This is a genomic window from Nocardioides sp. WS12 (assembly GCF_014108865.1).
In the GTDB taxonomy this organism is placed as follows: domain Bacteria; phylum Actinomycetota; class Actinomycetes; order Propionibacteriales; family Nocardioidaceae; genus Nocardioides.
The window spans coordinates 772,572-784,364 of record NZ_CP053928.1 but is presented as its reverse complement, the minus strand read 5'-3'; the positions used below and the strand labels follow the sequence as shown (position 1 = coordinate 784,364).

At 68.7% G+C, this 11,793-nt stretch carries 11 protein-coding genes and 1 pseudogene; 5 read left to right on the top strand and 7 right to left on the bottom strand.

Translation table 11 applies throughout. The annotated features are described in order from the left end of the window. Positions 1-7: 7 nt before the first annotated feature. Positions 8-229 (bottom strand): hypothetical protein, encoded by a 222-nt coding sequence (locus HRC28_RS03535; protein ID WP_182378812.1) that lies wholly within the window; start codon positions 227-229, stop codon positions 8-10. A gap of 19 nt (positions 230-248) precedes the next feature. After that, positions 249-2,483, bottom strand: coding sequence for an AAA family ATPase (locus tag HRC28_RS03530; protein WP_182378811.1), 2,235 nt, complete (start codon positions 2,481-2,483; stop codon positions 249-251). A gap of 125 nt (positions 2,484-2,608) precedes the next feature. On the opposite strand from HRC28_RS03530, the gene HRC28_RS03525 reads away from it, so the two are divergent. After that, positions 2,609-3,235 (top strand): TetR/AcrR family transcriptional regulator, encoded by a 627-nt coding sequence (locus HRC28_RS03525; RefSeq protein WP_182378810.1) that lies wholly within the window; start codon positions 2,609-2,611, stop codon positions 3,233-3,235. Between the two features lie 9 nt (positions 3,236-3,244). On the opposite strand, the gene HRC28_RS03520 is transcribed toward HRC28_RS03525, so the two are convergent. The 5 genes and pseudogenes from HRC28_RS03520 to HRC28_RS03505 all read right to left on the bottom strand — a co-directional run. Further along, positions 3,245-4,006 carry an enoyl-CoA hydratase-related protein gene (locus HRC28_RS03520; protein WP_237111683.1) on the bottom strand — a complete coding sequence of 254 codons (762 nt, stop codon included), beginning with the start codon at positions 4,004-4,006 and terminating at the stop codon, positions 3,245-3,247. Between the two features lie 42 nt (positions 4,007-4,048). After that, entirely contained in the window at positions 4,049-4,597 is a 549-nt protein-coding gene (locus tag HRC28_RS03515; RefSeq protein WP_182378808.1) for a hypothetical protein, read from the bottom strand. A 528-nt stretch (positions 4,598-5,125) separates the two neighbouring features. After that, positions 5,126-6,445, bottom strand: coding sequence for an HNH endonuclease signature motif containing protein (locus HRC28_RS03510; RefSeq protein WP_182378807.1), 1,320 nt, complete (start codon positions 6,443-6,445; stop codon positions 5,126-5,128). Positions 6,446-6,717: 272 nt separating this feature from the next. Beyond that, positions 6,718-7,023 carry a TrkA C-terminal domain-containing protein gene (locus HRC28_RS25735; protein ID WP_346010503.1) on the bottom strand — a complete coding sequence of 102 codons (306 nt, stop codon included), beginning with the start codon at positions 7,021-7,023 and terminating at the stop codon, positions 6,718-6,720. 27 nt (positions 7,024-7,050) lie between these two features. Beyond that, a pseudogene (locus HRC28_RS03505) lies at positions 7,051-7,911 on the bottom strand (RimK family alpha-L-glutamate ligase); the annotation flags it as partial. 51 nt (positions 7,912-7,962) lie between these two features. On the opposite strand from HRC28_RS03505, the gene HRC28_RS03500 reads away from it, so the two are divergent. The 4 genes from HRC28_RS03500 to HRC28_RS03485 all read left to right on the top strand — a co-directional run bounded on the left by HRC28_RS03500 (position 7,963) and on the right by HRC28_RS03485 (position 11,751). Further along, positions 7,963-8,457 (top strand): RimK/LysX family protein, encoded by a 495-nt coding sequence (locus HRC28_RS03500; protein WP_237111682.1) that lies wholly within the window; start codon positions 7,963-7,965, stop codon positions 8,455-8,457. Beyond that, a complete protein-coding gene (locus HRC28_RS03495; RefSeq protein WP_182378805.1) occupies positions 8,447-9,433 on the top strand; it encodes a succinylglutamate desuccinylase/aspartoacylase family protein in 987 nt (328 codons plus the stop codon). Before HRC28_RS03500 ends, HRC28_RS03495 begins: the two co-directional genes overlap by 11 nt. Before the next feature lie 36 nt (positions 9,434-9,469). Continuing rightward, on the top strand, positions 9,470-10,987 hold the full coding sequence (locus tag HRC28_RS03490; protein ID WP_182378804.1) for a molybdopterin-dependent oxidoreductase: 1,518 nt from the start codon (positions 9,470-9,472) through the stop codon (positions 10,985-10,987). A 92-nt stretch (positions 10,988-11,079) separates the two neighbouring features. Next, entirely contained in the window at positions 11,080-11,751 is a 672-nt protein-coding gene (locus HRC28_RS03485; RefSeq protein WP_182378803.1) for a fasciclin domain-containing protein, read from the top strand. Positions 11,752-11,793 lie beyond the last annotated feature (42 nt).

Genomic DNA, 11,793 nt, shown 5'->3' with positions numbered 1-11,793 from the left:
CTTCGGTTCAGCGCAGGAGCGAGAGCAGGGTCAGCACGACCGGCGTCGCGAACGCGCCCAGGAGCACCCACGCGACGACCCGGTGCGACAGCTTCGTGCTGTCGAGCGCGCCGGCGAACTCCAGCATCGCGCCGTCGGGCACATTCGCGTTCAGTCCCATCCGCCTCGCGTCGGCCGGGATGTGCCCGCTCGGCGACCAGGGCTGCGGCTCGTCATCCCTGGGCTCCATGAGCCGATGGTACGGCGGGTCAGCTGATCGTGGTGAGCAACTGCGTCGCGCGCGTCAGCACGACGTAGAGGGTGGCGCGGCCGGTGGCCGACTCGTCCTCGATCTCCTGCGGACGTACGACGACGATGGCGTCGAACTCGAGGCCCTTGGTGTCCAGGCCCGTGAGGACGACGACGCGGTCCTCTCCGGACGGAGCGACCGAGGAGTCGACGGCTGCGCGAGCACCTGCGGCGTCGTCGGCCAGTTCCGGCCAGGACGCCAGCCACGCGTTGACCTCGGAGCGACGCGCGACCGGGACGACGATGCCGACGGTGCCGGACACGGCACCCGCGACGTCGAGGACGGCCGCACGGGTCGCTGCCTCGAGGTCACTGGTGTCGGCGCCGGGGCCGAGGACGATCTCCTTCGGCTCCTCCCCCGTGCGTCGTACGGCGTCCGGGAGATCGGCGTTGAGACCGACCCGCTGCGCGTAGGCCGCGGCATGCGCGTAGATCTCGGACGAGTTGCGGTAGTTCGTCGACAGGTGGAACTCGTGGATGACCTTGCGCTCCAGCGCCGCGCTGCGGGCCTGGGCCGCTTCGGCGGGGGCGGGCCACGACGACTGCGCCGGGTCGCCGACGATCGTCCACGACGCGGTGCGGCCACGGCGACCGACCATCCGCCACTGCATGGGCGTCAGGTCCTGCGCCTCGTCGATGAGGACGTGGGCGTAGAGGTCGTCGTCGATGCTGCTGGTCGGCGGCGCCCAAGCACGGCCGGACGGGGCGTACTCCCGCTCGGAGGCGGTCATCAGCTCCTGGATGTTCACGCCGCCCTCGATCAGGTGCATCGGGTCGTCGCGTGCGTCGTCGGCCTTCTGCGGCAGGTCACCGAGTGCGTAGCGGAGTTCGTCGAGGAGCGGCACGTCCTCGATGGAGATCTGGTGGCTGATCGCGCGGGTCGGGTCGAGCGCGCTCCACGACTTCGCGAGCAGTCGCTGCTCCTCGGCGTTGAGCAGGCCCTCGGAGACGCGGGACAGGAACTCCGGGTCGCGCAGCCAGCAGAGCACCGTCGGTGCATCGAGCGGCGGCCACCAGTCGATGGCGAAGTCGAGGAAGTCCTGGTTGGACAGCATGTCCTCGTTGAACTTCTCGCGGCCGTACTCGCGACCACGTTCACCGCGAACCTGGCGCCACAGGGCGTCGAGGAGGGCGTGCGAGACGCGCGGCAGTTGCTTGTTGCGCAGGCCCTGCGACATCAACTGGCGCCGGACCTGGCCCAGCCGGCCACGGTCCAGCACGAGCCGGTCGTCGCGGAAGAAGACGCGGAACTCGCTCGGGGCACTCGGCGCCTGCTGGCGCGAGACCCGGCGCATCACTTCGGCCATCCGGGCAGAGCCCTTGATGTCGGCGACCGCCGGCTCGTCGTGCCGGGTGGCGCGGACGTCGTTGACAACCTCACCGAGGCTGCGCAGGGCCACCGCGGTCTCACCGAGCGACGGCAGCACCCGCTCGATGTAGCGCATGAAGACGCCGGACGGGCCGACGACGAGGACGCCGCCGCGCTCGTAGCGCTGGCGCTCGTTGTAGAGCAGGAAGGCGGCCCGGTGCAGGGCGACGACGGTCTTGCCGGTGCCTGGGCCGCCGGAGATCGAGACCACGCCACGAGAAGGGGCGCGGATCGCCTTGTCCTGCTCGGCCTGGATGGTGGCGACGATGGAGTGCATCGAGCGGTCGCGGGCCCGGGAGAGCTGCGCCATCAGCGCGCCCTCGCCGACGATCGGGAGCGCGCGACCAGCGGCTTCGGCAGTGGCCAGCGCCTCCGCGTCGAGCAGTTCGTCCTCGACACCGATGACCTTGCGGGAAGCACTGCGCAGCACGCGGCGCCGGATCACACTCTGCGGCTCGGCTGCCGTGGCCTGGTAGAAAACGGCGGCGGCCGGCGCGCGCCAGTCGATCAGCAGCGAATCACGGTCGTCGTCGCGCAGGCCGATCCGGCCGACGTACCGCGGCTGGGGGTCAACGGTGGCCTCCATGTCGAGGCGGCCGAAGACCAGGCCCTCGTGGGCCGCGTCGAGCTGGGCGATCCGCTTCGCGGCCTGGAACACCATCGCGTCGCGCTCGACCAGGCCACCTTCGTGGCCCACCCGCCCGCGCGAATGGCCTTCCTTGGCCAGCTCCTGGGCGGCCTCGCCAGCCACTTCCAGCTGCCGATAGACCCGGTCGACGAAGGCCTGTTCAGACGCGACCTCGCGCTCCACCAGTTCGTCTGCCACCGACGTGACCCCTACCGTCCGCATTCCGTCTGAAACAACCGTTCCCAAGGAACGGCAAGCCCATAACCCTACAGGGCCCGGGGGTGCTTGAATGGCGGCAGGCTCGCACACCTGAGGGGGGTCCGATGAGTACGACGCCAGTGGCACTGCCACGCAAACTGAACCGACGCGGCGTGGCCGCGAGGGAGAGGTTGCTCTCCACCGCGCTCGAAATGCTCGGCACCGGGCGACCCGAGTCGGTTTCGATCAACCTGGTGGCCCGCGAGGCCGGCCTCAGTTGGGGCTCGGTGCAGAACCTGTTCGGGGACTCCGACGGCTTCTGGTCCGCCGTCGTCGAGCAGATCCGTGACGACCGGCCGGCACTGTGGTCGGCTCCCGAGAGCGACACGGTCGCCGGTCGCGTGACCGAACTGGCCGACCTGTGGCGCCGCGTTCTCGACTCGCCGTATGCCGTGGCGATCGAGACCCTGCGATCCGGACTGCCCCGCCCACGCCCGACCCTCGCCTTGTCCCATCCGCTCACGGCAGCCGCGATGAGCGAACTCGAGAACAGTTGGACCGGTGCGTTCGTCGACTTCTTCGACGGCATGCCCGGAGTGAGCATCAACGAGCAACGTGCGATTGACGTCGCCCACACCCTGACGATCGCCCTGCACGGGCTCCGGTCGCACGTGTCCAACGGCACCGGACTGGACAGCGAGCGGGTCTACAAGACGCTGGTGACCTCGCTGACGTCGTACCTCGAAGGCTGAGGCGCGCCCTCAACCCTTCTTGCGGGTGAGGAACGCGGTCATGGCCTCGCGGGCCTCGTCGGATCCGAACAGGCGCGCGCTGAGCTCGACGAGCTCCTCGCCATGGGCGTCGATGTGCGCCAGCAGGTCGGCGCCCAGCAGCTTCTTGGTCTCGCGGAGACCCTGAGCAGCACCCGTCGCGATCTGCCCGGCGACCTCGTCGACCTTCGCCTGCAGGTCGGCCGCGGGTACGGCGAGCGTGGCCAGGCCGAACTCGACCGCCTGCGCACCCGTGAAGACCTCGCCGCCCAGGGCCGTCAGCGCGGCGCCCCGGGACGTCATCCTCGGCAGCACCGTCAGCGAGATGACCGCCGGCGTCAGGCCGAGCTTCACCTCGGTCAGCGCGAAGGTGGCGTCCTCGGCCACGATCGCCACGTCCGCGGCCGCCACGATGCCGATCCCACCCGCCCGAGCCGCACCCTCGACGACCACGACGACCGGCTTCGACAGCGCAACGATCTGGCGCTGCAGCGCCACGATCGCCCGCGCACCCTCCTGCATCGGCGCCGTCGACGCCGCCGCGAGGTCGGCCCCCGAACAGAACACCCGGCCCGAGGACTTCAGTACGACGACGCGGACGTCGTCTGCTGCGTCGGCCGTCGCGAGGTGACCGGTCAGTTCAGTGATCAGCTGCTTCGACAGCGCGTTGCGGTGGTGCGGCGAGTCGAGGGTGATCGTGGCGACGGCGTCGGCGACATCGAGGTGGACCAGCTCGGCGGGTGCGTCAGTCATGGGCGCCATCCTGCCGCACCCGGGAACTCGACCGACGAGAACTCAGGTGTCGTACTCCAAGCCGTCCCACGGCTCGTAGTAGACGATGAAGTCACCGGGCCGGATGCCAATGAAGTAGGTGCCGTCCTCATACCGATCGACTTCCCAGCCGAACGTCACGCCATCAACGACCGTCGTGAAGGGCTCCACGACGATCGGTTCCAACTTGTAGTTCCCGAGCTCGCTGAGGCGCTTGGCAACGAGGTCGTCCGCGCCGCCTCCCATTGCCTGACCCGGTGGGACGCCTTCCGCTCTCTCGACCCGGTCCACTCGCACCTCCGCGAAGGTTCCGTCCGGGTGCCAGAGAAACAGCCCGACAAACCCCGCTGCTTCGTCGTCCGCTGCGTGAACATCGAAGAGCTCATCGCTCAGGAAGAACTTGCGCCCGTCTTCTGCCGTCCCGGCAAAGGGCACGTGGTAGTCGTCGGGTGCGATCGTGAAGCGTTCCGGAGGCTGGCCAGAGCCAACCGCACCGCCTCGTTCATCGGGCTGTGAACACGCGGTCGCGAGCGCGAGGACGGAGGCGACGATGCTCGACAGGACGATGCGCACTCCGTGATCCTGTCAGCCCCATCCCGCGCCTGGGTGAATCGGCAACACACGCAGAGCGGCAGAAGAGCGCGGTCTCTAGACACCTTGGCGGACGAGGATCCAGCGAAGGAGTTGGCGCGACGCTAGATACCCGAGAACAACGCCGGGGACGTATCCGAGGAGCCCGTTCACTCCGACCGACTCCGCCAACCAGTAGCCGAGACCTCCGCCAACGGCGAACGCGAAGCACGCCACCAGACCACCGAATACGATGCCTTGCTGTTGCGTCCAAGAGTTCTCGTGCCCCACGGCGTCAGTGTTGCAGCCGAGCGGAATCAGCGGAGCAAAAGTGACTCAGGCTCTTCGCGGCAGATCAGGGCGTTAGGTGGAGGATCGCCGGCGTGTGACGCCGGGGGAACTCCAGTTAGACGGTCCGAATGACCGGATGCGCGCCCATCGGCATGTGCGTGCGGGTCCGCTGTCTCACTACTGACTTGCTCCGGGCATGCCGCTGGCCCCGCTGGTGGGCGGGGTTCGCGGCGTGGGGAGCTATTCGTCGGGTGCGGGCGACCGCGGTGGGTCGAGGGCGCGGGTGCCGTCGGGTCCGACGAGGAATCGTCGCCCGTGGGGGCTGGTCCACAGGTAATGGCCGGGCAGGACGATCGTGTAGCGCCATCGGCTGTGGGTTTTGGCGCGGTGATGTCGTCGGCACAGCGGGACCAGGTTGCACGGACACGTCGCACCGCCCTGGCCATGGGGTTGCGCATGATCCAGATCGCAGCGGGACGCCCGATGGGGGCAACCGGGGAACCGGCATGTGTGATCACGCTGTTCGACGCGGCGGCGGATGCGGTCGGGGATCTCGTAGGAATCGACCGGGACGCAGTCGGCAAGGTCGATCACCGGTCGCACGATGATCGTGGTGTCGCGGGCGCGGAGCCATTCCTTGATCTGCGCGATGGAGATCGGTGCACGGCCCTCGTCCCAGCGGCCGACGGGGTTCGCGAACGGGTTGTCCACGTCGTCAGAGGTCAGGGTGGTGTCGGTGATGTGGACACTCAGCTCGACCTTCCGGCCGGGTGACTGGGCCACGACTTCGCCGGTCTCTTCGTCGGTGAACAGCAGGTCCAGGGACAGGTCTTGGCGGGCCATGTCGCCAACGGACTTGGAGCGGCGGACGTCGAAGGAGTCGGTGTCGCCGAGCTGCCCGCGGATCTTGGCTCGACGCGACAACGCGAGGTCGAAGTCATGAGCATCCGCGGCATCCAGAACCGAGTGGGACTCGACCTGCCCGTTCGCGTCGACCTCACCGACATCGACCCGCCGGGCATCGGCGGCGGCCTGGCGTTCGGCTTCGGCGCGTTCGGGGTCGAACCGGATCACCGCTTCCTGAACCAGGCGTTCGAGTTGAGCCCAACCCACGCCGCCGACGGCAGCGAGTTGCCGATCGACGAAGGCAGCCGCTTCGGCGTTGAGGGGCCGGGTGAGGTCGGCGATGCGTTCGGCCCGCCACGGTTCCAACCGGCCCTCGATGACAGCGGTGTAGATGCCGGGCAGTCGCCAAGCGCACTCGATGATCCGCCCGACGTACCCACGTCCACCATCAGGGGAGCGGCCGAGCACGGCGATGAGTTCCATCAGGTTGAACTCGGACACCAACGGTGCACCGGCACCCGCGATCGGGACACCGGTGTCGATGATCCCGTCGACGATGGTCGCGGCCTGCTCGGGGCTCGTGACGATGTTGCGCCTGGCCCAGGTCGCGATGTCGACCCATTCCTTGACCAGCGCAGCCTGACGGACCTTGACGCCCTTGCTGAGATCGGACAGCAAGGCCCGATCAGAGCGGGTGTCGGTTCCGAGATCCATACATGTATTACATCACCGACCTCCGACATCGCGAAGCGGCGGAAACCCGCCTGTGGACAGGCGAAAGTCCCCACCAAGCCTGTGGAGAGTTCGTGGTCAGGGCCGGGGGTTTCGAGGCTCGCTTCGCTCGCACCTCAACCACCGGGCTCGCCAGATTTCGCTCGCACCTCAACCACCGGGCTCGCCAGAATCCGCTCGCACCTCAACCACCGGGCTCGCCAGATTTCGCTCGCACCTCAACCACCGGGGCGGCGTCTCGATACGCGACTCGCTCAGGTGTCGGTGTGGATCGGCTGCTTGGGCAGCTTCTTCACCCGGGCCCGGCGCTTCGGGCGCGCGGGGATCATCGAGCGCATCTCCTCGAGCTTGCCGAAGCAGAGCAGGCGGTCGTCGGGCTCGAGCACGTGCCGGTTGAACGGGTTCGGGATCACGGTCGTGCCGCGGTGCAGGGTCAGGACGGTGACGTCGAGCTCGCGCAGGCCTGATTCGCCGAGGGTCTTACCCACGAGGTCCGCGTCACCGTGGACGACGATCTCGGCGACGCCGTACCCCGTGGAGACCGACAACCGCTCACGCACGTCGATCTGGGGGAAGGCGACCTGGTTGTCGATGTAGTCGATGATCGCGCCGGCGACGTCGAGCTTGGTGGCCGTCTCGATGCCTTCGAGGCCCGGGGAGGAGTTGACCTCCATGACCAGCGGGCCGTCGTCGCCCTCCAGCATGTCGACACCGGCGACCTTGAGGCCCATGATCTGCGCGGCGCGTACGGCGACCTGCTCGTAGGCCGGGTCCAGGTCAACGCGTTCGACGGTGCCGCCGCGGTGGACGTTGGAGCGGAACTCGTCGCCCTGCGCGACGCGTCGCATCGCCGCCACGACCCGGTCGCCCACGACGAGGGCGCGGATGTCGCGGCCCTTGCTCTCCTTGACGAAGCGCTGGATCAGCACCTGCTGACGGGTCGAGTGGAGGGTCTCGATGATCGCCTCGGCGACCTTCAGCGTGGGCGCGAGGATCACGCCGATGCCTTGGGTGCCCTCGAGCAGCTTGATCACGACGGGTGCGCCACCGACGCGTTCGATTGCGGGGATCACGTCGGCGCGGTCCCAGACGAAGGTCGTCGCCGGCATCCGGATGTTGTGCCGCGACAGGATCTGGGAGGCGCGGAGCTTGTCGCGGGAGTTGCCGATGCCGTTCGCCGTATTCGGCGTGTAGACGTCCATCTGCTCGAACTGTCGTACGACGGCCGTGCCGAAGTAGGTGATCGAGTTGCCGATCCGCGGCAGCACGGCGTCGTAGTCCGAGAGCTGTCGCCCGCGGAACTGGAGGTCCGGATCCTCGCCCGAGAGGTCGATCGCGAACCGGAGTGTGTTGAGCACCTTGACGTCGTGTCCGCGATCCAGCGCCGCCGTACGGAGGCGCTGGGTGCTGTAGGACCGTGGTGCGCGAGAAAGTATCGCGAGCTTCATTCCCGACCTGCTTGTTTCCCGACCTGATTGGATGGCCGTGTGGATGCCAGCGTGGTGAGATCCCATTCAAGCAGCCCGCAGGTCACTGCCGGCTGGCGAGAGTGGGTTCGTCTTCCCGGTCTGGGCGTCAACAACGTGAAGGCCAAGCTGGACACCGGTGCGCGGACCTCCGCGTTGCACGCCTTCGATCTGACCGAGTTCGAGCAGGACGGCGCCGAATGGGTGCGCTTCTCGGTGCACCCGTGGCAGCGCTCGGCCGAGGACGCCGTCTTCGTCGAATGCCCGGTGCACGATCGGCGTGTCGTCCGCAGCTCCACCGGCCACGCCCAGGAACGGATCGTCATCCTCACCGACCTCAGGCTCGTCGACCGCTTGGTCACCACCGAGATCACCCTGACCCGTCGCGACGAGATGGGTTTCCGGTTGCTGATCGGCCGTGAGGCACTCCGCCAGGGTTTCGTCGTCGACGCCAGCCACTCCTACCTTGGCGGTCGACCGACACGGCGCGTGCGGCGCAGGAATCGAGGAGTCAGCAGTGGCGCGTGAATCGTTCGCGATCGGCAACGTCCGGGTACGCGCCGGCTCGTCCAAGGAGGTCGAACTCCCGATCACCCGGCTGGTGACCGGCGGCGACGTCAGCCTGCCCGTGCGGGTGATCCACGGCCGCGAGCCCGGCCCCACCGTCTGGGTGAACGCCGCGATCCACGGTGACGAGGTGCTCGGCGTCGAGGTGATCCGCCGGGCGCTCGCGCCGCTGTCGGCGAAGACGCTGCGCGGCACCCTGCTCGCCGTACCCGTCGTCAACGTCCTCGGCTTCATGACCGGCGACCGCTACCTGCCGGACCGCCGCGACCTCAACCGGTCCTTCCCCGGGTCCTCCCGCGGATCGCTGGCCAGCCGGATCGCGCACCTGTTCATGACCGAGGTCGTCAGCAAGTGCGACGTCGGCATCGACCTGCACACCGCAGCCGACCGCCGCGAGAACCTCCCCCAGATCCGCGCCGACCTCGACGACCCGCGCACCCGCGAACTGGCGCAGGCGTTCGGCGCCCCGGTGATGTTGCACGCCAAACTGCGCGACGGCTCGCTGCGCCAGGCCGCCCGCGACCGCGGCGCCATCGTCCTGCTCTACGAAGCCGGCGAGGTGATGCGTTTCGACGAGCAGCCGATCGCCGTCGGCGTCGAAGGGGTACGACGCGTCCTGACCGCGCTGGACATGATCGACCCGACGCCCGCCGACCTCGGCGAGATCGTCGGTGCCACCGAACCGACACCCACCCCCGTCGAAGCGCGCGGCAGCGGCTGGGTCCGCGCCCGTGGCACCGGGATCCTGCACCTCGAGGTCGGCCTCGGGGAGTACGTCGAAGTCGGCCGCCGTCTCGGTGGCCTCTCCGACACGTTCGGCCGCCGGGTGCGCCTCGTGCACGCCGACCGGGCGGGCATCGTGATCGGGCTGACCCGGGCGCCGATCGTCAATGCCGGCGATGCGTTGTTCCACATCGCCACCCCGCACGTGCCGTAGACCAATCCGCGGAGCCGTCCGCTCCGAAGCACTCGCATGAAGCTGCGACTGCTGTGGGCCTGGTACGGCGTTCTCGCGACCTTGGTCGGTATCGGACTCGCGCACGCCGTGGCGTCCCTCACCGACCCAGCCTCCTCGCCCGTGCTCGCCGTCGGCTCGGCCGTCATCGACCTGACGCCGACGCCGATGAAGGAATGGGCGATCCGGAACTTCGGCAGCGCCGACAAGGTGATCCTGGTCGGCTCGGTCCTCGGGGGCGTCCTGGTCCTCGCGGCCATCGCGGGAGTGCTCGCACGACGCAGGCTGGCCTGGGGGGCCAGCCTGCTCGTCGTACTCGTCGGCATTGCTGCCGTTGCCGTCCTGAGTCGTCCCGAGGCCCGGGTGCTCGACCTGCTCCCGAGCATCGTCGCCGCCGTCACCGGTCCGCTGGCCCTCGCGTTCCTGGCCCGCAAGCAACACGAGGTCACCGCCCCTGACGCCACGGGCGAGAGCTCCACCGGGCGTCGCGGGGTCCTGATCAGCATCGGTGCCCTGACCGCGATCGCCGCTGTCGGTGGCGTGGCCGGCCGCGTGATCAACAAGTTGCGCCTGCGCCCCGAGGACGTCGACCTCCCGACGGCTGCGAGCCCCGCGCCGCCGCTGCCGCGCGGCCTCGACGACCAGGTCCCCGGGATCACGCCGTTCGAGACGCCGATCAAGGACTTCTACCGCGTCGACACCCGTCTGGACACCCCCATCGTGAGCGCCGACGACTGGACCCTGACCGTCGACGGCGACGTCGACAAGAAGCTCACGATCACCTTCGACGAACTGCTCGCGATGCCGATGATCGAACGCAACATCACCCTGACCTGCGTCTCCAACAGCGTCGGCGGGCCCTACATCGGCAGCGCCCGCTGGCTCGGCGTCCCGCTCAAGGACATCCTCGACCTGGCCGGCGTCGGCAACAAGGCCGACCAGATCCTGTCCACCGACTTCGACGGCATGAAGATCAGCACGCCGCTCGACCTGGCGACCGACGGCCGCGACGCAATGATCGTCGTGGGGATGAACGGCAAGCCGCTCGAGCGCGAGCACGGCTTCCCGGTCCGGATGTTGATCCCCGGCCTCTACGGCTTCATCAGCGCCACCAAGTGGCTCACCAAGCTCACCCTGACGACGTACGACGACCAGAAGGCCTACTGGACCGATCGGGACTGGGCGACGGACGCTCCCATCAAGATCTCCGCGCGCATCGACACCCCGAAGGCCCTGTCGAACCTCGACCCGGGCGACGTCGTCATCGGCGGCGTGGCGTGGGCCCAGGAACGCGACGGCATCTCCGGCGTCCAAGTCCGGATCGACGGTGGGGCCTGGGTCGACGCGACCCTCGGCCCGGATGGTGGCGAGAACTACTGGCGCCAGTGGTTCTACCCCTGGGACGCGAAGAAGGGCTCCCACCGACTCGCCGTACGGGCGATGTCCGGCAACGGCGAGGCCCAGGTGGCCGTGCGCGCCGAACCGTTCCCGAACGGTGCCAGCGGGCTGCACGAGCTCATCGTCAACGTCGGCTGAAAAAACTTCCGATCCGGCCAATCCGGATCGGCAGCACCTCCGAATCACCAGCAGCACCAACCCAGACAGACACACCAAGGGAAGGCACCACCATGAAGCTCCAGAACCTCCGCCGCAACGCCGGGATCGCCACCGCGGCCCTCGCCCTGTCCTTCAGCCTGGCCGCGTGCGGCGAGGACGAGCCCAGTGGCTCGGACAGCACCGACAACACCAGCAAGACCCCGGACGGTGCCGACGGTGCCAAGGCTGGCGCCGGCGCCCAGACCTTCGGTGACGGTTGCGCGAACGTCCCCACCTCGGGTGCCGGTTCGTTCGACGGCATGGTCAAGGACCCGGTCGCCACCGCCGCGAGCAACAACCCGCTCCTCAAGACGCTCGTCGCCGCCGTCGGCGCGGTCGACGGTCTCGCCGACACCCTCAACGGTGCCGAGGCCCTGACCGTGTTCGCGCCGTTCGACGGTGCCTTCGCCGAGATCCCCGAGGCCGACCTCAACGGTCTGGTCATGGAGGGTCAGGAGAAGGGCCAGGACAGCACCCTCTACAAGATCCTCGCGCACCACGTGATCGGCGCGAACGAGGACAAGGACTCCATCGCTGGCAGCCAGGAGACCCTCGCGGGCGACAAGCTCACCATCGAGGGCAACGCCGAGTCGGGCATGACCGTCACCGACGGCACCGTGACCGCCAACGTCATCTGCGGCAACGTCCCCACGGCCAACGCCACGGTCTACGTCATCGACAAGGTGCTGACCGGAGTCAAGTGACTCTGACTCAGTTGCTCATTCCCTCGTCAACCACCTCCTGAT

Excerpts from the sequence above, each read along its gene's own strand:
- HRC28_RS03535 (WP_182378812.1), bottom strand. The coding sequence starts at position 229 with ATGGAGCCCAGGGATGACGAGCCGCAGCCCTGGTCGCCGAGCGGGCAC.
- HRC28_RS03525 (WP_182378810.1), top strand. The coding sequence starts at position 2,609 with ATGAGTACGACGCCAGTGGCACTGCCACGCAAACTGAACCGACGCGGC.
- HRC28_RS03520 (WP_237111683.1), bottom strand. The coding sequence starts at position 4,006 with ATGACTGACGCACCCGCCGAGCTGGTCCACCTCGATGTCGCCGACGCC.
- HRC28_RS03510 (WP_182378807.1), bottom strand. The coding sequence starts at position 6,445 with ATGGATCTCGGAACCGACACCCGCTCTGATCGGGCCTTGCTGTCCGAT.
- HRC28_RS03490 (WP_182378804.1), top strand. The coding sequence starts at position 9,470 with ATGAAGCTGCGACTGCTGTGGGCCTGGTACGGCGTTCTCGCGACCTTG.
- HRC28_RS03485 (WP_182378803.1), top strand. The coding sequence starts at position 11,080 with ATGAAGCTCCAGAACCTCCGCCGCAACGCCGGGATCGCCACCGCGGCC.